Below are 22656 nucleotides of genomic sequence, written 5' to 3'. Positions count from 1 at the left end.
CCTATTTTAAATAAAGTCTGAACGCAGAGTCAGGGAGAGTTTTATAAATACTTTTGAAGCAGTAGGCGGGTAAGTACCAATAACAGGCATTGAGTAACCACTGACTTCCCCGCCCTTTCTTGAAGTACCTCAGGGCATACCAGAGCAACGTACCAACCACAAGGCCAGTCATGTAATGTCCGTCATAAAAGCCCCATGACATGGGGCCTAGTAGAACGGCGGTTTCATCATTAGGTAATGGAAGAATACCGCCTTGCTCGGTTAATGTCTGAGGGAAAATGAATCGCTGGGCACGTTCGTTTTCCATCATCCAACTCCTTATCCATTAACCGCCTGTTGATGGTGCTTCAATTAAACCAAAGACGATTTTAGTTCCCACAATAAAGACAGGAATGAGAAGGAGTAATGCCGGGTTTTGTGCGCGCATAAACGCTAAGAACACCAACACCGCCTCACCGATCATGATGTAATACATCACGGATGACCCTTCACCGAAGGTATCGCCTGCATCCGCTGCCCCTGCTGCGGCTAAATCGGCTGCTTGAGCAAAACCACGTGCTGCCATCCATAAGAGTAATGGTGAAGCAACATATTTATACAGCGATTTAGCCACTTTAGAATTCAGTGAATTCCAAGCACATGCAAATAACCCTTTTCTTTTTGTTACCGGTGAATCAATAGCAATTTGACTCATAATATATCCTCTTATTAAATGCCCTATGAAGTAAAATATATAAGTACCTAAACGACTGAGCTAATTAGCTCGCTTTATTCCCTTATCCAGAAAAGTCTTAAAACAAATAACACTTAACTTAATAAAGAAATAAAACGCGATAATTTTCCCTGGCTCTGGGTAAAGCTACCGCCCCAGGTGTGCATTACCTTTTTTTAGGCAAAGCGATCCCGTTGCTGTGTGTAATCAACAAAAATAAAAACCAAAATGGAATAAACCCAGTAATAGAGTAAATTAATATTTAATTAACAACTCTTGGTAATTCCCTTCAATATGTTCAACAAGTCGTAGATGATCAGATAATCGTAAAACGGCTTCGACTTTTTTAGAGCGTCGTGCTCGTTTGGCGGATTCTGTTAATAAACGATTTGTTTCAGCACTAATCGGTACACTTATTGTGACCGATTTATATTCTTTTTCTTTCATTTTGACTCCTTTTAACTGGAGTCTACTAAAGTAAAATAAGTTAGGTAAGTCCATTGCTCGGACTGGTTTTATATACAGTCCTGAATTTAATAAGAGTATGCTTGATGAAGTATGCAGGTATGAAATTCTCCCAACCAAGTAACTTTGCTACTTTAGAATATAGATTTCTATTATGTGTAGATGTTTTTTCTAAAACATTTTTAGTTAGTTTTTCTACATACGAAATTGAAATACCACTTAAATTTGATATTTGTTTAGCTGTAAAATTGAAGATTAATAACCAACCTACGATCCATTCCTTTTCCGAAAATAAAATTGATGGTTTCTCATTTGACAAATAATTTATACTCAAATTTAAACTTAGTTTTGATTCGTTGCGATCAAAATAATTAAAGCAATCTTGCGGAAGAATAAAAAACTCAATTGATAGCTGACTCAGAGATATATAAGTGAAGTCAATATAAGAAATATTATTTTCAAAATAATTTGGATTTACAATAACAGTAAAAGGATAATAATTATTAGAATCCTTTCTTTTTAAGAACTGTATGTAGACAATCTGATGTATTCTATGTTTTTCTGAAGTGTTTATAGGTGGGAGAACAAAATTTTCGAATGAATCGACTAAAAAACAATCATCGTTGTCACATAAATTAGAACCACAACACTTTTTAATTGAAAAAATATGATAATTCGCCATTATTGGCGTAAAAAACACTTGAGATCTATCATTAAGATCAATAGGATCATGAATAGACATATAACCGTCTCCTACATTGGGGGTTATGTGTTTAGCTCAATAAGGGAGGTCAGAACTCCTTTATTGGGCGACTCTTAAATTTTAATTAAGCAATCAATATTACCTAAAGTAAATATACCTATATTTACAGATTAAATCAATCATTATATTCAATAAAAACAGCATCCCCATATGCGATTATATAACTTGAGACGCTACCACTTCCTGTCCTTTGAAAGGACCCAGTTTCATATTTGAAATTAATTATTGCATTTCCACCTTTATCTTTAGTTAGATTAATTAGCTCTACCTTTGCCACTTCATCTTCATCTTTGAACTTACCCCATATTTCAGATATAACGACTTTTACCATACCTAGATTTTTTGTTATATTAGCATTATGGATATAACACGATGAGTAAATATTACTGTTAATCAAAGAGTCATGCACTATTGGGTTTGATGTAAAAATTTTCATAGATAATATCACCTGTCATTAATATTAAAAAATTGTTCAACCAGCTTTTCAGTTTCTTTTTTCATCTCTGTAATTCCTTCTCTAAAATCATAGCGGCTATCTTCTTTTATTTCGTTAATATTAAATAGCATCTGAAAAATCATTTGAATACATTGACGTGTTTTAGTTGAATCTTCTAACATTTGTTTTTTATAGAGATCCTCCCATGTCATTCCGTCATCATCTGTTTCATTCGCTTTCTTTTTTAAATTCATCGTGACACGAACGCCAATATCCAGCATTTCTGAGCAGACGCTCGACATATTTGCATCTGCATGACTTGCCCCATCAGCCCGTCGTTCATCAACAATCGTTCTAATTGCATCATAAACTTTTTGTGACATATATACGTTTTGTCTTGCCATTTATTTAACCTATTTATTTGAGTGCTAATTGAGTGCCTATTAAAATCGATAGTATCATATTCTTAGTGCTTTAGAAGTGCTAATCTTAACTTTTTTAAGCACTCCATTAGTGCTAACATCTAGGCACTAATAGAGCACTGCAATTTTCAACTTATTGTTTTAACTTAATTAGCCACAAGATAGCCACAAAACAGCACTAACTTAGCCACATCTCAGCACTCTTTTAGCACTTAACATAAAGATTTTTAAAATTTTCACCTATTTATTTTTAATTAACGCCCTGATTTAATGATAAATTCTAGCAAAATGAAATTTTGCGTGGGGTGTGAGTTCTTTCTTTCAGAGGAGCATATTTATTGCTCCTCCTTTCTTTTGGCTTGCATTTAAATAGTGCTTTATTTTTTTATTAAAATGGGCGATTCTGAGCTAAGAGAACTTATTATTAAATGGGGTTTTATATGCGAATGATCTGTATTCTCATTGCGTTATTTTTTTCGCCTTTTTCATTTTCGTTTGATTGCTATGATAAAGCAGGAAATGATTATCAAATTGACCCTGATTTATTACGCGCAGTTGCCTTTCGTGAAAGCTCATTCCAACCAAATGCGATTAACCAAGCTTCACCGACGCGATACGCTATTGGCTTAATGCAAATTCATTCGCAAAACTTTAACGAATTAGCACAGCATGGCATTACCGAAAATCAATTAAGGTTAGATCCGTGTATGAATATTTATACGGGCGCGTTTTATCTCGCTAAATTTATTCGTATACAAGGGGATATCTGGAAAGGCGTAGGGGCTTATAATGCAGGGTTGAAAAAATCCGAGGCTCAAGAACAAAAAAGAAATCAATATGCGCTTGAGGTCTATCACATTTATCTTAACATTAAAAAAAATAACTAAACTTACTCCTTTTACTTTCTATTTTTAACGCTATAATCACGTTTAATATTAAGTAATGCATGTGGCTTAGTATTAAAACGAGAAACGCGCCTTTATGGCGCGTTTTCTTTAATAACTGGTTTTTCTTAATTCTCGACCAATTTCCCCACCTATCCCATCATTTCCAATAATTTGTTCTCGTCCAATTTTGTATAACTTACCTTGATGATAATTTTCAACGGTCATTAACGTCGTATCAAACTCATAAGACTCGCCATATTTATCAATAAGTGATTTGATTGCCAACGCGATTATTTCATCACTGTAATGACGATTTGTAAAAACATAATCAGCACCACCATAAACCATATTAAATGGTGAGCTTTCATTGTAAGAGTAATCAGTATAGCAATCGAAGCGTGACGTTTTATATTTTTTGACAATCGAGTCGACTTCATCCACTGTCGGGCCATCTGTCCATGATACATAATAAGAACTGTAATATTGTTTACGAACTGAAAATTTAGTTTTTGGAAAATGTTTTTTTAACTCTGCACGAATATTTTTACCCACTATTTTTACTTTATTGTCTGAATTAGCGGTTATCTGGGTTAAGTGTGAATATTGATTATTATTTTTTTGAAATTCGACACCTTGATTAAATTCGATTTGTTTTTTTTCTTCCTCAGATTTTTCCGTTTGTTCGAATTCTTCTGATTGTTTAATTAATGATTCAATTGTTTCATTATCAACAATTTCATTTTTAACTTCCCACTGAATCCCCCCTCTTAAAACAGATTCTGGTAAGCGATTTGATTTATCACCATTGTAAAATACAATATCAAATTCTGCGTTGCCTCCACTTACAATGACATTACATAGATTCGTCACTGTATCTGGTTTTTGTTCTCCATGGATTTGAGTGATCACTCCCAAGCCATGATTATATAAATTTGTATAAACAACCTGACCAACCGATAATAATGTTTGCTGTTCCATAATTTTTTCTCTCTTTAATTAATGAAGTTTGATTAAGCGCAAGCCCGAGACTTGCGCAGGATTTAATTAATCAATGGCATTCAATATCTTTGTTTGTGATTCAGGGGGTAATGTGAAAATAAAATCCCGTAGTTGATGAAAATAAGCAGAAATACGCTCACATTCTTCTGTGTGCCCTTTTTCATCAGTGACGAATGAGAAATGACTTAACATCATTAAGGTCACAATGATCCCCGCTTCTTGGGCGCTAACATCGTCCATAAAGCCGTTTGGTGAGGTGAGCATATAGCCTTTTGTCGGTTGCAAATAAAAACCGTTATTCGACAACGTATAAAAATCCCAATACCCGCCGTTATAGGCTACAGCATTCCGAGTCATCCAGTTATAGATTGCATTTTCAAATGCAATGCAATACCGCCCTAATTTTGAAGGTAAAAATTTTAAACGGGCTCGCTCGTTCTTCACCTCAATAGCAGTGATTACAGTTTCGTCTTTTCCATTTCTTTCGTTAGATTCTTGAGCTGCAAGGCTTTGTTGTTGAGTCATTTTAGTGTCTCCTTTGGGTTAATGATTTCTTTCGTTGAGTTCCTTCGCTGCAAAGGGCGTACATAGACGAAATGAGGAAGGAAGCAAGGGCGGAGGCAAAATTGTTGGAAAGCGCAGCGACAAGAATTTTGCTGGAGTGCACTTTACGCTTGCTGGATGACGAATTGAGTCTATGTTTAAGCCCGAGCGGAGGGGCTTGGCGAAAGATTAACAACACAGTGGCTGAAAATGACGCAACCCGACTTGCGGCGAGAGAATCGAACCGCAAGGCGTCCTTTGAGCTTAACAACGTTAAGCGGTTTATCAGGGGCGGCTCCCTTAGGGAGCTTGCACCCCTGTCCTTTGCGCCACGCGTCAGCGTTAAAAGGCGCAGGGGTTGTCTTTGTCGGATTGAGCCTGGCTCGATGCCAGGATTAAGCCGATGCGCAAATAGGGGAATAAATCCCCTTGAAAATAACGTGAATTAGGCTGTAAGAAAGGATTTAAAGCGGAATGAGTTTAACATTAACATCGGGGTATACAGTGTTTGGCGAACTTCCAAGGTCAAGCTGTTGCCGATATTCACAATCGCAGGTATCCCCAATAATGCCAGTTGGACGTAACACATTCGGGCGGCAACTTCATCAATATCCGTACACACCGCAATCATTTGCGTTTGTGAGTTATAGCCTTGTTGTAAAACAGAATTTGCACAGGCAATCACCATTCCGCCCGCCCCGCACGTAGGCTCGCACACACTGATATAGCCATTTTTTTCAATTATCTTGCTGCAATCACCAATGATAAAATTTGCCATTAGCTGGCTGATATGAAATGGGGTGAAAAACTGCCCCCATGCCCCTTCGCCAAGTTCTAATGACATAAAGAGTTCCCCTAAAAAATCAGTCGCTTGACTGTCTAAGGCATTAACACAAATTGCCATTAATTTGGCGAATACATCTAAATCGGCTCTTTCATAACGCGCAATCACGTTAAAGTAAGTTTGTTCCAACTCAGGACACTGTTTTACGCTGTTTTCTAATGAAATCGCGGCAACATGAATAAAATCTCGAAATACGTCTAAGCGACTGTGATAACGTGCCGTTTGATTAAATAATTGAATAAATTCCTTGTGAAAATCGCGCTTTGATTTGGCGTTAACCGTGGTTAGGTTTGCTTTCTCGACTATTTTGTCTGTCTTTGTGTCTATCTTACTGGGCAAACCTGAGATAATAGGGCTGGCTCCTTTCGCGGGTTGGCTTAAATCCACATCAAAAAAACTCAATTGTGACATATCGACGCTCCAGAACTGCCCCTGAAACAAAAACAGGGGCAGTGATTTAACTTAAATCCACGATTTACGCAGTTCTAAACAACGCAAAAGTTGCCCCAAACACTGGTTATTCATTGCAGGGATGCGAACGGGCTGTTTTCGTTTAAGTTGTTTGTCGATATGCCGCGCCATTGACCGATAACACGGCTCAATTTCACTTATTGTCATATCGTGACGCACGACCCGACGTTTTGACAGGGCGGGCATTTGGGGCTTTACAGGGTTGGCAGCGTATGCCATGATTGTTGAGTTCATAGGAGCTACTCCTTTGAGTGAGTTGATGCCTTGAGTTCCTCGCTAAAGTCATTCAAGGCACGGATTAAGCAGGCGCAAGCCTGCTTTTTTCATTGTTGTGCCAGCAATCCAGCACAACGCACACGCGAAATAATTTGCGCATGGGATAACGTTAATACATCCCGAAACGTAAAATAACGTTCGTCCTCTTTGACAAAAATGTCAGTCACGTTCCCTAAAACCATCTCTTGCAATTTAAAGGACTCCGTATTGTTATTGCCTTGCCAATCCAGCGGGGGCATAACGGATAACGCATCCATAAATTGCATTAAGGTAATCTCTGTCGGGGCAGTTTTAGCCGCTTGTTCACGTCCTATCCAATACATCAATTCCGCGCTTTGGGTTTCTGAGTAACTGTCTGTTTCGTACTGCTCTAATGCGTGATACATACTCTTTCTCCTTTTATGATTTAGTGGTGGGTCAATATCGAACTGGCTCGATATTGAATAGCGCGTTACGATTTCGCGCTATTCAATAGGTCGCTTTAACGGTATTGGCGAACCTGTTTTTTAAACGGTTTAAGGTGGTTGGCGTTTTCAATTTCGCAGTAAGTTAAATCGGTGTTTTTTGTTCCATCGGTTAAGGCATATTGGTAATTCATGTTCATTTTTTCCGCGAATTTCGTTTTTTTCAGAAAAGTGAAGAATTCCGCAATGGAATTGAAGTGATAAACGTCATCCGTTTGCCCTGTCACATTTTTCTTATGGGTTTCCGCAATAAAAATTTGATAATTCATGTTGATACTCCTTGTTTTTGGCTTTTAACTCATCTTTCTGGAGGTTTTGGCGTGGCGGTGTTGACGTTCACCGATGGCCTCGTAGTTCTCTTTGAAAGTGTTAATTCATCTTACTGTCAGTTCAGTCGCGGCAAGGGCGTGCATAGCTGAGACGAGGAAGGAAGCAAGGGCGGAAGCAAAATTGTTGGAAAGCGCAGCGACAAGAATTTTGCTGGAGTGCACTTTACGCTTGCTGGATGACGAGTTGAGGCTATGTTTAAGCCCTAGCGAATGGGCTGATAGTAAGAAAATAACCGTCGGGTGAGGAGGCAATCGGCCGACACGCAACGCGTGGCGTCTTTAACGGCCGTGCGAAGCACGAAATGCCGTGCAGTTAGGTTTCGCTTGCTATCCGAAGGACAGAGACGCTTGCGGCTCTGCGGAAACCCATTCCTAAAACGAATGGAGTTGGAGTGTAGGCGACAGCTCGATAACGTCGAGCTGCCGTAGGAACCCATAAGGGGTTATTTTATGTTTATGATAAAAATTTCTTAACTCATTGTTATTAAAATTAAAGCTGTAACTTACTTAATCACTCGCTCAGTAAAACTCAATCTCTTTTTAACCGTATAGACTGGTTTTACACCGAAATACTGACTTTCTTTTGCTAACCAGATCTTAAGCTCAACAAGAAAATGTTCGGGTGTATACCGAACATTTTCTTGCAATGCGCGGTATAATTCGACATTCATTGGGGTATATTGATGTAATAAATGCATTAAGTTTCCATTCACTATTTAAAATGAGAAATAACTTTAATTTAATGAAAAGAGTGATACTCAAGCACCAATAGACCAGTACTACGGGAACAACTAAGCCCACAATCGGTAAATTCGCCAAGATCAGCCATACAGACCCGACAGTTAACGTCAAAAACCAAACGAAAAGTCCCATTTTTTCAGCGAAATAGCGTGTTCTTACGCCGTGTTTTATTTTGCATAAATCCTGATAGGCAAACTCAAACCGCTGCTGTTCGGTGATTTCAGTAACATCATTTTCGATATTTTTCACTTATCTCATCCTTAAAATAGCACAAGACTGGTTGCCAAAAATGCGCCTTTAACGTCCTGACTCGAGGGGTAATAATAGGTCACATGCCCTTCTCTAGGCACTGCCTTGTAATAACCCACATTGATATCTTCACAGGCTAACCACGTTTCTCGATCACTCTGTGAAATTTCATTCGCGGCAATTGCTGAGTTAATGACCGTTTCTTTTGTGTGCTCACCGCGCATCATTAGCACCAAACTGTCTTCAGTTTCGAGTAAAACCACATTCCATTCATTCATGGTCAACGCCCTTTTTACCGATTAATTTATTAGGAATGGTATAATTATCCAGTAATTGCTCACCGTATGATCGGGTATCGATATCCTCATTGAAATCCAAGAGAGCCGACCACAACGGGGCAAAATCAAGGTATTTTCACAAGTTTAAATTGTTAAATCGCGTCGTCCAGTTTACAAGCAATTCAATCAAATCATACTCTTCAATCCCATCATGATTAAACCGGTTGTACCACGATTTAAACTCACTGGGGGTAATAAAGGCTAACTCAATTTCGGCTTGGGCTAATCGATTTTGATACTGTTGCTGCGCTTTAATTTGGGCTTTTTGTCGGGCACGGCTCACTACCTGTACTTGAGAATGAATTTTTCGCCCCTGCCGTTCACGGTCGCGGTAATCCAGCTCAGGAAAAAAATCACGCACATGATGATCGCATAACGGCAATGGACAAATATAACCACGGGACTGAATAAACGTATCTAGAGCCGAAAGATAGCGATTTTTTGACGGCATTTCACGTTTATCATCAAAAGATAACACCAACGTAGAGTGCAAATCTTTTGCGGTTATTGCCCCTTTATTCCCTGTAAAAAATCGAATTAACGCACTCGCATAGGGATAGCTTTTTTGGTATTGCCCTTTTTGCATTTTATCTTCGACAAAAAGGATGGCTTTTGCTGCGGCATATTGACGGTCATTAAACGGCACAAGGGCTAAATGGTTTGGAATCGTTGTCATGATTATTCACACTGCCCTTTCGGGCAGTGTCTCCAGTCTGATTATTGCGCGTTATCGGTGTGGTGAGTGTCAGCGTTTACATTCAGAAAACAGCTCGGCAACCAATGGGTATCTTTGAGGGTATTTTCAGCCAACTCCGCAGCATCCCCTTTCTTCATTTTGACAGCTTCAAGGGCTTTATCTGCTGCCCCTGCATCCACTAAACAATCGCTGATTTGGTCTTTACTGATACGCCCAAAGAAATTGGCTTTTGTTGGCTGCCACCACTGACGAAAATCAAAGGCAATTGCCTGTTCAATTGGGCGCAGGGCTTCGGCTAACGTGTTATCGTGCGGAGCATAATGATTGACTTCACTCAACGTTTGCGCAGAGCAAAACGCCAGTAACGCGACTAAATCCGCTTGCTCCCATGACAACAACCAAGAAAAATCGGCTTGCCATGCGTCAGGGAGACGCGCTGACCACGACTCAAATTGCGTATTGAGTAATTGCAATGCTTCACTGTCTTGGGCGGTCGGGGCATTTTTGAGTAACTCTTCCTGAGAAAGCGAAAACTTAATGTTAAATGCAGTTTTGGCATACGGTGAACCAAACACTTGAATGCATGCATCATGAACCAAAATCGCCAGTGCCACGTTTGGATGTTGTGTTAATGCCGCTTGAACCGCTAATGTGCGCTCCGAAGAAAGACTTTTGCACAAGGCTGCGCTGTAGGTAGAAACCGTCTCAACTTGAGTCGTTGATTGCTCACTTTCACTACTTTCCGTTTCGCTTTCCGCTTCACTGCACGGTGACTCTTGCTGTGCTAAGTCAATGACGCCACGGATGACACACGGTTCTCCATCACGGTCAAGGTAGACAACAACGCCTTTTGTGGCTTTTCCATCGGCTGTCCACGCTTGATTTTTAGTCCGACTTTCAATGCCCTCGATTTGATTTTCGCAATCATTCACGGCTTGCCAAAGGTCGATTTGTTCATGATATTCCTCTGCATTTAATGCTTGTTCCCGTAAATCCGCTTCACGAGCACGCAATTCAGCCAGTAAATCCGCAAATTCAGGGGGAATGACCGCCTCGGGCGCATGACTGAGAGACAAGGTTTCCCCACCATTACCGTAAAAGCTCGGACGCTCTAAACGGGCAGTACCGAACTGCCAACCCTCAATATCCGCTAACAGTTCCGCACACGCACTGAGTTTATCTAGTGCCATTTTTTCTAATAGCGGGGCGTTTTCAATAAATCCTGCTTCGGTAAATAGGTCAATTTCAAGGGTTCCCCCTGCTTGCTCGTAGGCATCCAACCCCACAAACTTCACCAGTCGATTATTTTCGACGGGGGTTTTGGTTTCTTCAATCGCTTCACGTAAGTAAGGTGGCTCTTTTTTCCAACCCATTGCATTGTTCCACACCATCACTTGACGGTCATGGTCAGGGGTTCCGGCTAACGCTTGCAGTTGGTCTAGGGTAATATTATCCGCATCCAATTCGGCTAACAGCTCAGGCGCCATGTTTGCTAAACGCAGACATTTTTTAACGTGATGAGTGCTGAACCCTAATAAGTCACCGATTTCAGCCGCATTTTTGCCTGTTTTTTGTAGCTCGATAAAAGCATGAAGTTGGTCGGCTGGGTGCATAGCTTCACGTTGGCTATTTTCCGTCAGGGAAACAATCAGCGCATCGGACTCTGAAACCACTTTGACAGGCACAGGGAAACTCGACGCTAAATGCCCTTTTGTCACCAATTGTTGTAACGCCAGTAAACGACGTTGACCCGCAGCAACCCCGTAGACGTCATTGTCCATCGGGTAAACCACCAAGTTTTGTAATACCCCGACCGCTTGAATACTGTCTGCCAGTTCGGACAAGGCTTTTTCGTCGATTGGACGTTTACGGACATTGAGTTCACTCTGTACCAATGCCGATAACGGCAATACATGCGCTTCCATACTGTCCAATGCCTGATAAATCGCGTCGGTTTGTGCGGATTTTGTGCCTTTTTTTGCTTTACGTTGTTTTGGGTTAATGATAGTTTCTAATGTAGACATAATTGATACCTCTATTGTTTTTAATGTGTCTTTGCTAAGAGAGTGACAAGGCTCTCTTAGCACCTAAGATGCCTGAATCAGTTCAGGACGCAGATAGAACATGTTGTTTAAATTGTCACTAAAGCCAATCGGATAACCGTCTTTCATAAAAATACTGTTGGAATCGTATGCATCACTGTGCAGCGTGATTTCTTCGTCGTACAACTCAGGTGAGATATCTCCCTCGAATAAATCCAATAACCGTGTTAATGGCGCAATGTAATGCAATAAATCGGCTTTCTGACTATCCGTCAGTGGGTTTTTAACCCTTCTTTCGTTAGATTCTGGAGCTGCAAGGTTTTGATGTGATGACATTTTTGAATCCTCCACCGTGTTAATGATTTCTTTCGTTGAGTTCCTCCGCTGCAAAGGCCGTACATAGCCGAGACGAGGAAGGAAGCAAGGGCGGAGACAAAATTGTTGGAAAGCGCAGCGACAAGAATTTTGGTGGAGTGCACTTTACGCTTGCTGTATGACGAGATGAGGCTATGTTTTAGGCCAAGCGGAGGTGCTCGATGAAAGATTAATCACACAGGTGATGAAAATGACAGCACCCGACTTGCAGCGAGAGAAGCGAACGGCAAGTCGCCATTAACGCTTAGCGTAGCTAAGCAGTGAACCAGGGGCGGTCCCGCAGGGAGCTGCACCCCTGCCCTTTGCGCCACGTTGAAAACGGAAAAAGGCGCAGCGGTTGACCTTTCAAGCCGGTTGTCCCCATTTTCCACATTTGGCGAGCCAGTGAACGCGCCCCAAACAGGCGCGTGAACGGAAGTGTACGGGGAACCTGCGCCAACTGTGTGTAAATGGGGTCAATCCGGCGTTCGGCTTAAGCCTGGCTCAATGCCAGCATGAAGCCGTTGCCCCGAAACGCAAAAAAAGCGTATCCACAAAATCAGTGGATAACTTGAAATAGCCCTGTTAATAAAAAGGTTAATAGCCTGATTAATGAATGAACATCAACACTGCTCAAAAAATCACCACCCAATGATTAGCATTTTACGATAGGAATATCCGAGAATTGCGTTGTCCAGCGAGGCGAGAGAAATTGCTGCTTCATTTTCCATAAAGCTGATTGCGATTGAACACCCTGACCTGCAAACCAGATAGCCCCTTTTCCGCGATTAATCTGGTCAATCGTCTGCATCAGTTCACCACTTTTGCGAAAAGCATGGCCACTTTCAAACAAATTCAGCTGCACTTGCCCTGAAGGGGAAAATTCACTGAGTAATATGCCACTTTTGCTGTATTTCACATTCGGAAGCCAAAGTCTGTCAAATAACCCCACGGCTGCCTGAATAATCTCGCGTGTATCTTGGGTCGGATAAATGAGCGCTTGGGTTTCTTGTCGATAATAGTGCGGCTCATGATGAGAAAAATGGCTACTCTGCACCCACAATGTGACTAATCGACAATACTGTTTTTCTTCACGCAATTTTTCTGCTGCACGTTCAGCAAAGGCACACACCGATTGGCGAACTAACTCATAATCCATCACTTTATGGCCGAATGAACGGGAGCAAATAATTTGCTGCTTAGCGGGCGCAATTTCTTCCAGCTGAAGACACGATTCACCGTTCAGTTCGCGCACGGTTCGCTCTAATACCACTGAGTACATTTGGCGTGCCTGGGTCGTTGACAACCGACTTAAATCCAAGGCAGTTTCAATTCCGCTTTGATTCAGGCGTTTTGCCAGTTTACGCCCTATTCCCCAAATGTCCCCAACCGGGACGAGTGCCATGAGTTTTTTCTGACGATTGGGTGAACTTAAATCGACGACACCACCTGTTTTCTTCCACGTTTTGGCGGCGTGGTTCGCTAGCTTAGCTAACGTTTTGGTACTGGAAATTCCCACGCCGACAGGCAAATGTGCACACCGGAATACATCCTCTTTTAATTTATGGCCAAGTTCATGCCATGAATACAATGTATTCATGCCCGTCAGGTTACAAAAGCTCTCGTCAATACTGTAAACCTCAATTTGAGGCACGATTTGAGCAACCACCGCCATAAATCGATTACTGAAATCGGCATACAATGGATAATTTGAAGAAAATACAGCCACTTGCCTTTTTTTGATTATCTGCTTAATTTCAAAATAAGGGGCTCCCATACGGATATAGGGCTTCGCCTCCGCCGAACGCGCAATCACACAGCCATCATTATTCGAAAGGCAAATAATCGGCTTTCCTTTTAAATCGGGGCGGAAAACGGATTCACAGGAGGTATACATAGAATTGACATCGATGAGCGCAAACATGTTATTTACCGACAGGTATGCACGGCATAACGAACAACGCCGAAAATTTTCACGTCCGTATCGTCATTGATGGGGATAGCGGGAAATTGACTGTTAGCAGGAATAAGCGCTTTAGTCGGTGTGATTTGCAGGTACTTGCAGGTGAATTCGCCATCGTATTCAGCAACCACTATTTCCCCATGACGGGCAGTCAGGTGACTTTCAACGACTAATAAGTCACCGTCAAAAATCCCCGCATCCTTCATCGAATCGCCAGAGGCGCGAAGAAAATAGGTACTTTCAGGATAACGAATAAGTTCGGCATCAAGCGATAAACGACGCTCAACGTGGTCTTGAGCTGGACTGGGAAAACCACAGGCAATTAGACTTTCGAAAATGGGAATTTGCATAGCGCACCAATACTGTATAAATACACAGCATAAGTATACTTTACTCCATTTTAAAAAACAAACATGTGAATTTATAACTCACATCTACTATTTCGCATGCGAAATGGTTTTCTAATTCCTTCTATACAAACGTAATACATCAGATGTTAATTTATAATGTTGCTTACCCCACCGTCCAAAAATGTTCTCCTCAATATAATCTCGATTATTTTTGTCACCTTGATCTCTATAGTAGTATATTAAAATGATTCCTTTATCTTTTAGATAGTTTGCAACTTGAGTTATATTTGTCCTTACATAACCAGTATTTGATTGGAACAAATCCAGATCAATACCATCTAATCCGTTATCAAAAGCATCAAGTAAATATGCTAGCAAGGATGATGATATTGAACGACGTCCTGAAGATGTAATTATTTTTTCTATTCCCGAAAAAGTCATTTTCTTTTTTTATGCCTTCTAAAATTTGCATCTTCCTCTATGGCTGCAGTAACCCAGCCTGCTGCAATATCTTGATTTATATGTTTAGGTAGATAACTTAACATCTCAGCTATACTATTTTTCTTATATAACCGTTGCAATAGCGATGCCATTCCGCACCATTCTACATGTGTGCTTGGTTTCCATTCATTAGCAAATAATAATAGAAGAGCGCTTTGTGCAGCCCAAAGTGGCGTGTTTGTCGGTGTTGTTTTTGTCCATTGGATTAATGCAGAACCTGGAATTGATTTAGACCTTTCAGTAAGACCGAGCTCAATTGCTGTTTGACATAATATTTTTGATTTTTCTGTTGCTGTACCAGATATTTGCAATAACCATGTTTTAATAATCTGGCCACGAAACTCTGTGGCCATAGTTGAAAATGGCGTACCTATCATTTGATCTGTACTAACCCTTTTACTATTAATTTATCAACATTGACAGAGTTGATGCTATTTTCAAGCTTTACCCATACAACCCCGTCACTTTCAGGCTTTTTATCCGTGAGAATAATACCTATCTTGTTATCAAACTCCACCTGAACATGCCACACATCATTTGTATTAACTTGAGATTTTGAATGAGAAACTTGTTTTGATTTCGCATGCGAAATTTTTTCTTTATCTCTATTTTTTATTTTACTTAATTCATCTTTTGCTTCATTACGAGAAACACCATTTTTTCTTGCTTTTTCAACAAGTTTTTCAGCAATTTTGGGGTTAATTTCATTTATCTGAGTAAGTGTATATGCTAAGTCTACATCTAAAGTTACTTTATCTTTTAGTAATGTGGTAACACTTTCAGGAGCACTTATTAATTTTAAATGTTTACTCACAAATGATGTAGGTTTACCTACAGTTTTTGCTATTTCTTCTCCAGTCATTCCATGAACTGTTTTAAGCTCATTAAATGCTATTGCTGTTGCTAAAGGTTTAAGGCCGGATTGTTGTAGGTTTTCTATCAACTGACCAATAATTCGAAATTTATCGTTTTTGGGTGGAGAACCGACATAAATATCAATAAAGGTATCTCCTCTTTTTTTTGCTGTTCGCCAACGAGTTTCACCCATCCAAATTCTATAACCAGTCCTATCTTTTGGATAACAACGCGGTGGTGTTAATATCCCTACAGTGTTAAACGTATCAGCCATTCCCTCTATTATGGAGTCATCAAAATCTTCCTCTGGACGAACTTGACTCTCTGCATAAACTTCATCTATTGAAACTCTAATTATTTGCCCTTCCGTTTCTAATTCAGGGCGGGCAATATCAGTCATAATTTGGTGAGCAGCAATATCTCTGATTTCCTCATTAGGTGACTTAGTTTCAATAACTTTGTTAATTGCTTCGGTTGCCGATTTACGATTTTGATCACGTAGTCGACTCAAAAATTGTTTTTTAGCCATTTAATTTATCCTACCTGTTTCACAATTCGTTTTGCTAATTCTTCATATTGAATTGCTGGTTTAGATTTAGGCTCATATTCTTTAAATGTCATACCTAATTCTATAGCTTCTTTTGCTGTTGCTTGAGCAAACGAAATATAAGCTAAGATATAATCTTGGGTATAACCTTTATCTTCAAGTATTTCGACTAGCATATTAAGGTTATGAGTATCCACAGCCCCCAAATAACCATCAAAAAGTGGTTTTGAATAGTTCGCAACTGTAGCTTGAGTCACATAGGTTCCCAAAAATTGTAACGATGGATTATAGTTTTTCTTTATTTTTTGCATGTAAGTTAATTGTTTAGCTACAGCATTCCTTGATTGTTTTTCTAGTAAGGTTGGAATTAATAAATAATCAGCAGCCATATGACTTGCTACCATTACATTAGAATATGAAGGGGCTGAGTCTATAAAAATAAAATCATATTTTTCCTTCAATTCTAATATACGATCTCGGAAATCAAACATACAATCAGAGTGTCTATAGTTAACCTCATTAAGTTCACTCGTTGTGCCTATGAAGTCACGTCCATCATCTAGAGTTATCGGTTTAATGTCAGTATTAGAAAAAAACAATTGATAGGTATTAGCCTCACCAGGGGTGAACTCATGCTTTAATGGTTCTTTTTCAATTTCCAATGGAAGTTCATTCGGAAAGGTACGTTCTGTTAACCCTGTAGTCCAATCCGCATCAATTTCTAGAACTGAATACCCCATTTTTTGCAAGTTGAAAGATATTTCATTAGTAGATTGAGACTTAACTACACCACCTTTCTGGCTGCACACTACTATTAGCTTGCCAAGTTTTTTTCCTGTTTTGAGTTCCATATTAGAATCCTTAGTATTTCGCATGCGAAATGTTGAGAAAGGTGTGGTGTGACAAGAATATACTTATATTAATATCAATTTTCATATCCACTCCTATGAGTCAGGCGTTTCGCCTAAAAAGACACAACTTCATGTATCTTTGAAAGCTATGAATCTAAATTCATATCTTGAGGGGATTATATCATAAATTCATTGCATATCAATATTGATATGCAATGAATTTCGCATGCGAAATTTTCTAAAAGATTATCTTATTCTTACATTAAGAACCTTCAACATACCATTTAAGTATAACTATATAATAAGTATATTTTAGTTATCAATTTTCATATCATTGGAGTTATATTTTTGATTTAAACGATACACTGTCATTTAAATCACAATGGAAGGTTCTTGAATGGAGTGGCGAATGGAGTTTGGCGCGATTAAATATTTATCTCGTAGATTATAATCAACACTGATAGTCAGCTTTGAGCAAAAAGATGAAGCAAAGCATAGATCGCACAATAATGATCAGCAATATTCTGAAAAAGATACAGTTTAAACCTTAAAATGAATTAACATTGATGAAAACTTAAGCTTAATTTAGTCAAAAATGCAAAGGGATATTTATGATTCCAACGTTCACTAAAGCAAAATTTTGGAAATGTGAACTTCAAGTTAATCCCTCGAACTACATTAGTTATAGAGGGAAACAACAAGGGTTGACTGAGGATGAATACAACCAAAAACTTCTAGAAGTTTGCCTTGAAGAAAACATCAAAGTTGTTGGCCTTGCAGACCACGGAAATGTTGGCTCAGTAAACAAAATTCGAGCCTTAATGTCCAAGCATGGCATTGTTGTTTTTCCAGGGTTTGAAATTGCGTCGAGTGAAAAGGTGCATTTAGTTTGTCTTTTTCATGAAGACGAAACAGTTAAAAATCTTGAGCACTATCTTTACGAACTAAATATTGATCCTAACCAAGGCACATTGCCTTCACCACATAGTGCAGACTATATTTTAAATAAAGTGCGTGATAAAGGAGGATTCATATATGCAGCCCATTGCACAGACGACAATGGGGTACTCAAACAAAAACTGAACAATATTTGGAAAAATGAGTTATTAGTTGCAGCTCAAATCCCGACAACACTTCAAGCAATAAAAGAACAAGGTGACCAAGCAAACTTTCAAATTCTGACAAACAAAGACATGGCGTATCATCGAAATGTTCCTATGGCGTTAATTAACGCAAAGGATATTGAAGAGCCTGAAACTTTAAGGAAAGACAACGCGTCGTGTTTAATCAAAATGACAATACCCAGTTTTTCAGCATTTAAGCAAGCATTTAATGATCCAGAATCAAGGGTCAGATTAAACTCAGACATCAGCGAACAGTATTACTCTAGGTTGGAGTCTGTTGTTTTTATTGGCGGGTACTTAGGCGGCGTCGAAATAGACTTTTCCGAACACCTAAATACCGTTATTGGAGGTAGAGGTACGGGTTTGAATGTATTCGTTACGCGCTCGATATTACTCCAATCGGCAAGCAAGCCAGTGAACAACACGAGAAAATAGTCAAATCGAACTTAAGCACTGGACAAATCAAACTTTCGATAAAGTCGACAACTAAGCATGGTAATAACTATCAGATTACAAGGAGGTATGGACAATCTCCTATTATTACAGAAATGTCAGGGCAAATATCAAGCTTCGTACCTAGTGATTTATTGCCAGAAATCGAAATATTTGGACAGAATGAAATTCATGAAATTGATAAAGATTCTAGTGAACAGTTAAAAGTCGTCGATAGATTCTTGAACAGGGGCAAGATTGAGCAAGAGTTTGGCGTTGTCAAAATTGTAGACGATTTAGCTCAGGTCAGGCAGAAAATAGTAGATTTAACAGTCCAGTCATCAGATCTTGAGTCCGATGTTAAACGGCTTGAACAACTGGAAGAGGATGCTAAACGCTTTAAGGAATTGGGAATTGATGAACAACTAAAAATTTTGCCGTTGCTCGCATCAGAGAAAACGCTATTTAGAACCGTAAGTGAAATGCTTTTTGATTTTTCCACCGCATTAGGTGAGATGGTAGAAGGTATTCCCTCAACAGACTACATTTTGGAAGAAGATATCAAGGATTTTCCCGATATATTAATCTTTAGAGAACTTAGAAACATCATCACAAATTTGAACAAAGATTTAGGTACTATGCTAGGGCAAGCAATGACTAGACTTGCTAGCGACAATATCGCGATAGTTGAACTAGAAAAGCGCCTTGATACAAGTATTCAAGCCAATGAGGCTACAATAGAAAAAGAGTTTAAGAAGATTAGCCCTATAGCTGGAAAAACAGGCTCTCAGATTGGTGATGAATATAACCAGTTAGTGAAAGACATTGCGCTGTTGAAATCGAGCAAAAACAAAATTAATCGAGTCAAAAACTAAACTCGCTCAAATGGTAGCTATGAGGAAAATATTACTGTCTTCGCTCTCGAACAAAATGTCTCAGCGAAGTAGTCAATTTGAACAAGGTGTGAAAAAACTAAATCGAAAGCTGAAAGGCAACATAAAAGTAAACTATACTCCAGAGGGGAATCGCAATTCTTTAATTGACAAACTCGTATCCTTCAGAATGCCAAACGTTGCTAACAAAAAGCTTCAGTGGATTAGTACCGCAGAGCATTTCTCTCCAATGCTATTAGCAGAAAAAATTATTGAAGGTAAAGACGCAATCCTCACACAAAATTGGGGCTGTACAGAATCTGTTGCGGAGCAGCTAACTAAAATTTCAGAATCTCAAATCATGGAGATTGAAGAATTTATCGTTGAAGACTTAGTAAGTATTGAACTCAATGTTTCCAGCAGCGAGACACCTACACCTATTTATAAAGTTCTCAACTCATTATCAACGGGTCAACAATGTACAGCCTTACTACATTTGTTGCTTTTAGATAACAAAGATCCTCTGTTACTAGACCAACCCGAAGATAACCTAGACAACGCATTTATTACCGACAGAATAGTGTCTCAGGTGAGAAGTGCCAAATTAACACGACAATTCATTTTCGCTACACATAATGCAAATATTCCAGTATTTGGTGATGCTGAATGGATTGGTGTTCTTGAAGCAACAGCAGACAGCGCGGCACTACCAAAAAATAATCAAGGCTCGATAGATCAAAAATCAATACAGTCATTAGCCGCAAAAATACTCGAAGGCGGTAAAGACGCATTCAATCGTCGAAGAGAAAAATATGGATTTAATTAACATAGTCAAATTCTAATCATTTAAAGAAACTTTAATATCTGCTTCTTTCATAATAGATATCAAAGCACAATGATTAATCGGTTCACCTTGAGTATACCCGATTGCTATAGGTAAGCCGGTTCAAAAAACAGGCTTACCGTACAATAATTTTCGATATCCAAACTGCCCCTAGGAGGGTGTTTTTATAAACTCAATCCTATCCGCTTACCATTAGGTAGCGTGACATCTATAGAAAGTTCACCACCTAAAGCTTTAATATAGCGCTTTAGAGTTGAAAGCTTAGGATCGTTATCAACCTTCTCAAGCTTAGCAATAGAAGGTTGTGAAACGCCCAGTGATTGAGCCAGCTCCGTTTGAGAAAGATTAAGTTCCTCACGAATTTTTGCCAGCGTTATTTCACGCCGAATTTCTTCAGCTCTTGCTTCGATTTGTGCCCGTGCTTCAGGGGATTGTTTTGCAAGTAGTTTATCTAAAGTGGACATGTTATTTCTCCTGCTCTAATAGATGCGCTGCATATTCAGCATCAGCCATCTTGATCAATTTCTTATAGAAACGGGTTTCGTCTTTTCCTTTTTTATCACCCGCGCATAACACAATACCACGGCGTATAAGGTCAAATGCAAAACACGCTCTAATTGGATGACCGCCAACCTGGATTCGCAGTTCCTTCATGTTGGGAAACTGTGAGCCTTTCAGTGTATCGACTTGGGGCCGGCCAAGGTTTGGACCATCCTCGCGCAAAATCATTAACACCGCCAACACTTCAATCTGAGTTTCCTCGTTTTGTTCTTCAAACCAAGAATCAAAGAGATCTCTCGTTAATATTTCCCACATAAACAAATATAACCTCCTAGTTATAATGAATGATATAACCTATAGGTTATATTGTCAATATAAGCAGTGTCTTATATGTTATGATTTATCAGACAAAAAATCCTTAACGTATGAAACCGTTCCATTGAGCGTCAAACCCCTGATACCGCCCCTACAGCGACAAGTAGGCTCTGTCACCGTCTCATCGTACGATATCAGATGCCTATGAAAGTCTGGACTTCGGTTGACAATTAGTTTTTTCTAATTGTAGCCGGAGGTCAGATATGATGAACATTAAAGCTAAACGAGATATTACACATAAAACAAAAATCTTAAATCATGCCCGTGAGAGCAAAAATATTGCTAAAACTTGTCGTCATTTTGGGATCAGTAGAGAAACTTTTTATACTTGGAAAAGAGCTTATGAACGAGATGGCGAGAAAGGATTAATCAACAATAAACCCTGCCCTGAAAATCCAACCAGAAGAGTTGCAAAACACATCGAAGAGCTGGTTATTTATCTGCGTACGACTTACCATTTTGGTCCCCAACGTATCGCTTGGTATCTTCTACGGTTTCATAACATCAAAATATCACGCTCTGGCTGCTATTATGTATTGCTCAGAAACAAATTAAACCAACTTCCCCAAAATCAGCGAAGTCGCTCTAAACCACTATTTAAACGTTATCAGAAACAAGTGCCAGGGCACCATGTTCAGGTCGATGTGAAGTTTTTATTTTTTAATACGCCTGATGGACAACGAATTAAACGTTTTCAATATACAGCAATTGATGATGCGACACGGATCAGAGCACTTAAAATTTATGAAAGGCACAATCAGGCTAATGCTATTGATTTTATTAATTATGTTGTAAATAAATTTCCCTTTAGAATCAAAACGATTAGAACGGATAATGGGCACGAATTCCAATCTAAATTTAATTGGCATATTCATGATCTAGGGATGGAGCATGTCTATATTAAGCCAGCTACCCCCAGATTGAATGGGAAAGTAGAGCGTTCTCATTTAACAGATAAACAGGAATTTTATCAATTAATCGATTATAAGGATGATGTCGATTTACACGAAAAATTAGCTGAATGGGAGGCATTTTATAATTGTCATCGCCCCCACTCAGCTCATGCTGGTAAAACACCGTATGAAGTGTTAAAAAATAAGCTTGGTCTTTAAGACCAAACGTCAGCCGAGGTTCTGAGTGACACAAGTTCATTAAACTATTTATCCAGCTTCCTAGCCATGGACTGTGTCCACATTACGCGGGTAGGATCAGTTCGCTTAGGCAGTTTTTTCAAAAAGCCCGTAGTAAATAGTAATTCGAACTAAATTAAGTCAAATAATGAATAATTAAATATTAACAAACACTATTAATATCAATATTCAATCAGGATAATTTCATTATTTTTTCTATGTTGAATGCTATAATATGCAAACTCTTTACCCTCAATTAAATTAAATAATTAACAATAA

Annotated in this window: 30 protein-coding genes; 5 read left to right on the top strand and 25 right to left on the bottom strand. The window is 39.2% G+C overall.

Annotated elements, in window-relative coordinates; genetic code table 11:
- Position 1 precedes the first annotated feature (1 nt).
- The 6 genes from traL to ACLPIE_RS15400 form a co-directional block, all read right to left on the bottom strand.
- Complete coding sequence (gene traL / locus ACLPIE_RS15425; RefSeq protein ID WP_210847205.1) at positions 2 to 307, bottom strand: type IV conjugative transfer system protein TraL; 306 nt, start codon at positions 305 to 307, stop codon at positions 2 to 4.
- A gap of 18 nt (positions 308 to 325) precedes the next feature.
- Positions 326 to 694 carry a type IV conjugative transfer system pilin TraA gene (locus ACLPIE_RS15420; protein ID WP_283126736.1) on the bottom strand — a complete coding sequence of 123 codons (369 nt, stop codon included), beginning with the start codon at positions 692 to 694 and terminating at the stop codon, positions 326 to 328.
- A 273-nt stretch (positions 695 to 967) separates the two neighbouring features.
- Positions 968 to 1159: a TraY domain-containing protein gene (locus ACLPIE_RS15415; RefSeq protein WP_036965549.1), complete on the bottom strand. Its 192-nt coding sequence runs from the start codon at positions 1157 to 1159 to the stop codon at positions 968 to 970.
- A 40-nt stretch (positions 1160 to 1199) separates the two neighbouring features.
- Entirely contained in the window at positions 1200 to 1919 is a 720-nt protein-coding gene (locus ACLPIE_RS15410) for a helix-turn-helix transcriptional regulator (protein ID WP_283126735.1), read from the bottom strand.
- Positions 1920 to 2055: 136 nt separating this feature from the next.
- Complete coding sequence (locus ACLPIE_RS15405) at positions 2056 to 2376, bottom strand: hypothetical protein (protein WP_335674318.1); 321 nt, start codon at positions 2374 to 2376, stop codon at positions 2056 to 2058.
- A gap of 8 nt (positions 2377 to 2384) precedes the next feature.
- Positions 2385 to 2780, bottom strand: a complete 396-nt coding sequence (locus ACLPIE_RS15400; RefSeq protein WP_335674317.1) for a relaxosome protein TraM — start codon at positions 2778 to 2780, stop codon at positions 2385 to 2387.
- A 458-nt stretch (positions 2781 to 3238) separates the two neighbouring features.
- Between ACLPIE_RS15400 and ACLPIE_RS15395 the strand changes: the two genes are divergently transcribed.
- Positions 3239 to 3685: a transglycosylase SLT domain-containing protein gene (locus ACLPIE_RS15395; RefSeq protein ID WP_249890925.1), complete on the top strand. Its 447-nt coding sequence runs from the start codon at positions 3239 to 3241 to the stop codon at positions 3683 to 3685.
- 108 nt (positions 3686 to 3793) lie between these two features.
- Here ACLPIE_RS15395 and ACLPIE_RS15390 read toward each other — a convergent pair whose 3' ends face one another.
- The 17 genes from ACLPIE_RS15390 to ACLPIE_RS15310 all read right to left on the bottom strand — a co-directional run bounded on the left by ACLPIE_RS15390 (position 3794) and on the right by ACLPIE_RS15310 (position 17099).
- Positions 3794 to 4663: an LPD29 domain-containing protein gene (locus ACLPIE_RS15390; protein WP_249890924.1), complete on the bottom strand. Its 870-nt coding sequence runs from the start codon at positions 4661 to 4663 to the stop codon at positions 3794 to 3796.
- 66 nt (positions 4664 to 4729) lie between these two features.
- Entirely contained in the window at positions 4730 to 5209 is a 480-nt protein-coding gene (locus ACLPIE_RS15385) for an antirestriction protein (protein ID WP_249890923.1), read from the bottom strand.
- A 463-nt stretch (positions 5210 to 5672) separates the two neighbouring features.
- Positions 5673 to 6482 (bottom strand): N-6 DNA methylase, encoded by an 810-nt coding sequence (locus ACLPIE_RS15380; protein WP_249890922.1) that lies wholly within the window; start codon positions 6480 to 6482, stop codon positions 5673 to 5675.
- Positions 6483 to 6533: 51 nt separating this feature from the next.
- Complete coding sequence (locus ACLPIE_RS15375) at positions 6534 to 6776, bottom strand: hypothetical protein (RefSeq protein WP_249890921.1); 243 nt, start codon at positions 6774 to 6776, stop codon at positions 6534 to 6536.
- An 89-nt stretch (positions 6777 to 6865) separates the two neighbouring features.
- The gene (locus ACLPIE_RS15370; protein ID WP_249890920.1) at positions 6866 to 7204 is read right to left on the bottom strand and encodes a hypothetical protein; all 339 of its coding nucleotides are present in this window, start codon (positions 7202 to 7204) and stop codon (positions 6866 to 6868) included.
- 95 nt (positions 7205 to 7299) lie between these two features.
- Positions 7300 to 7551 (bottom strand): hypothetical protein, encoded by a 252-nt coding sequence (locus ACLPIE_RS15365; RefSeq protein ID WP_249890919.1) that lies wholly within the window; start codon positions 7549 to 7551, stop codon positions 7300 to 7302.
- A gap of 663 nt (positions 7552 to 8214) precedes the next feature.
- Positions 8215 to 8601 carry a hypothetical protein gene (locus ACLPIE_RS15360; RefSeq protein ID WP_249890918.1) on the bottom strand — a complete coding sequence of 129 codons (387 nt, stop codon included), beginning with the start codon at positions 8599 to 8601 and terminating at the stop codon, positions 8215 to 8217.
- Positions 8602 to 8612: 11 nt separating this feature from the next.
- Entirely contained in the window at positions 8613 to 8879 is a 267-nt protein-coding gene (locus ACLPIE_RS15355) for a hypothetical protein (protein ID WP_249890917.1), read from the bottom strand.
- Positions 8880 to 9015: 136 nt separating this feature from the next.
- The gene (locus ACLPIE_RS15350) at positions 9016 to 9615 is read right to left on the bottom strand and encodes a plasmid SOS inhibition protein A (protein ID WP_249890916.1); all 600 of its coding nucleotides are present in this window, start codon (positions 9613 to 9615) and stop codon (positions 9016 to 9018) included.
- A gap of 41 nt (positions 9616 to 9656) precedes the next feature.
- The gene (locus ACLPIE_RS15345) at positions 9657 to 11660 is read right to left on the bottom strand and encodes a ParB/RepB/Spo0J family partition protein (protein ID WP_430262621.1); all 2004 of its coding nucleotides are present in this window, start codon (positions 11658 to 11660) and stop codon (positions 9657 to 9659) included.
- Between the two features lie 63 nt (positions 11661 to 11723).
- The gene (locus ACLPIE_RS15340) at positions 11724 to 12014 is read right to left on the bottom strand and encodes a hypothetical protein (protein ID WP_249890914.1); all 291 of its coding nucleotides are present in this window, start codon (positions 12012 to 12014) and stop codon (positions 11724 to 11726) included.
- 673 nt (positions 12015 to 12687) lie between these two features.
- Entirely contained in the window at positions 12688 to 13956 is a 1269-nt protein-coding gene (gene umuC / locus ACLPIE_RS15335; RefSeq protein WP_430262619.1) for a translesion error-prone DNA polymerase V subunit UmuC, read from the bottom strand.
- Between the two features lie 5 nt (positions 13957 to 13961).
- Positions 13962 to 14345, bottom strand: coding sequence for a translesion error-prone DNA polymerase V autoproteolytic subunit (umuD, locus tag ACLPIE_RS15330; protein ID WP_249890912.1), 384 nt, complete (start codon positions 14343 to 14345; stop codon positions 13962 to 13964).
- A gap of 111 nt (positions 14346 to 14456) precedes the next feature.
- Positions 14457 to 14786 carry a hypothetical protein gene (locus ACLPIE_RS15325; protein WP_430262617.1) on the bottom strand — a complete coding sequence of 110 codons (330 nt, stop codon included), beginning with the start codon at positions 14784 to 14786 and terminating at the stop codon, positions 14457 to 14459.
- A complete protein-coding gene (locus tag ACLPIE_RS15320; protein WP_423727155.1) occupies positions 14783 to 15223 on the bottom strand; it encodes a hypothetical protein in 441 nt (146 codons plus the stop codon). The genes ACLPIE_RS15325 and ACLPIE_RS15320 overlap by 4 nt, the downstream gene beginning before the upstream one ends.
- The gene (locus ACLPIE_RS15315) at positions 15220 to 16230 is read right to left on the bottom strand and encodes a ParB/RepB/Spo0J family partition protein (protein WP_249890909.1); all 1011 of its coding nucleotides are present in this window, start codon (positions 16228 to 16230) and stop codon (positions 15220 to 15222) included. The genes ACLPIE_RS15320 and ACLPIE_RS15315 overlap by 4 nt, the downstream gene beginning before the upstream one ends.
- A 5-nt stretch (positions 16231 to 16235) precedes the next feature.
- Complete coding sequence (locus ACLPIE_RS15310; protein ID WP_071548932.1) at positions 16236 to 17099, bottom strand: ParA family protein; 864 nt, start codon at positions 17097 to 17099, stop codon at positions 16236 to 16238.
- Positions 17100 to 17710: 611 nt separating this feature from the next.
- Between ACLPIE_RS15310 and ACLPIE_RS15305 the strand changes: the two genes are divergently transcribed.
- From ACLPIE_RS15305 to ACLPIE_RS15295, 3 genes are all read left to right on the top strand, one after another.
- Complete coding sequence (locus ACLPIE_RS15305) at positions 17711 to 18658, top strand: PHP domain-containing protein (RefSeq protein WP_430262615.1); 948 nt, start codon at positions 17711 to 17713, stop codon at positions 18656 to 18658.
- A 152-nt stretch (positions 18659 to 18810) separates the two neighbouring features.
- Entirely contained in the window at positions 18811 to 19530 is a 720-nt protein-coding gene (locus ACLPIE_RS15300) for a hypothetical protein (protein ID WP_430262614.1), read from the top strand.
- Between the two features lie 55 nt (positions 19531 to 19585).
- Positions 19586 to 20353, top strand: a complete 768-nt coding sequence (locus tag ACLPIE_RS15295) for an AAA family ATPase (RefSeq protein ID WP_430262613.1) — start codon at positions 19586 to 19588, stop codon at positions 20351 to 20353.
- 182 nt (positions 20354 to 20535) lie between these two features.
- Here the strand turns inward: ACLPIE_RS15295 and ACLPIE_RS15290 are convergent, their stop codons facing one another.
- Complete coding sequence (locus tag ACLPIE_RS15290) at positions 20536 to 20835, bottom strand: helix-turn-helix domain-containing protein (RefSeq protein ID WP_249890904.1); 300 nt, start codon at positions 20833 to 20835, stop codon at positions 20536 to 20538.
- Between the two features lies 1 nt (position 20836).
- Entirely contained in the window at positions 20837 to 21187 is a 351-nt protein-coding gene (locus tag ACLPIE_RS15285; RefSeq protein ID WP_430262649.1) for a type II toxin-antitoxin system RelE/ParE family toxin, read from the bottom strand.
- Positions 21188 to 21450: 263 nt separating this feature from the next.
- Here ACLPIE_RS15285 and ACLPIE_RS15280 point away from each other — a divergent pair, with 263 nt between their 5' ends.
- Positions 21451 to 22359, top strand: a complete 909-nt coding sequence (locus ACLPIE_RS15280) for an IS481 family transposase (protein WP_421668122.1) — start codon at positions 21451 to 21453, stop codon at positions 22357 to 22359.
- The last annotated feature ends 297 nt before the right edge of the window (positions 22360 to 22656 follow it).

This window comes from Providencia sp. Me31A (assembly GCF_050487165.1).
GTDB lineage: Bacteria > Pseudomonadota > Gammaproteobacteria > Enterobacterales > Enterobacteriaceae > Providencia.
This window is presented reverse-complemented; position numbering and strand designations above follow the sequence as displayed.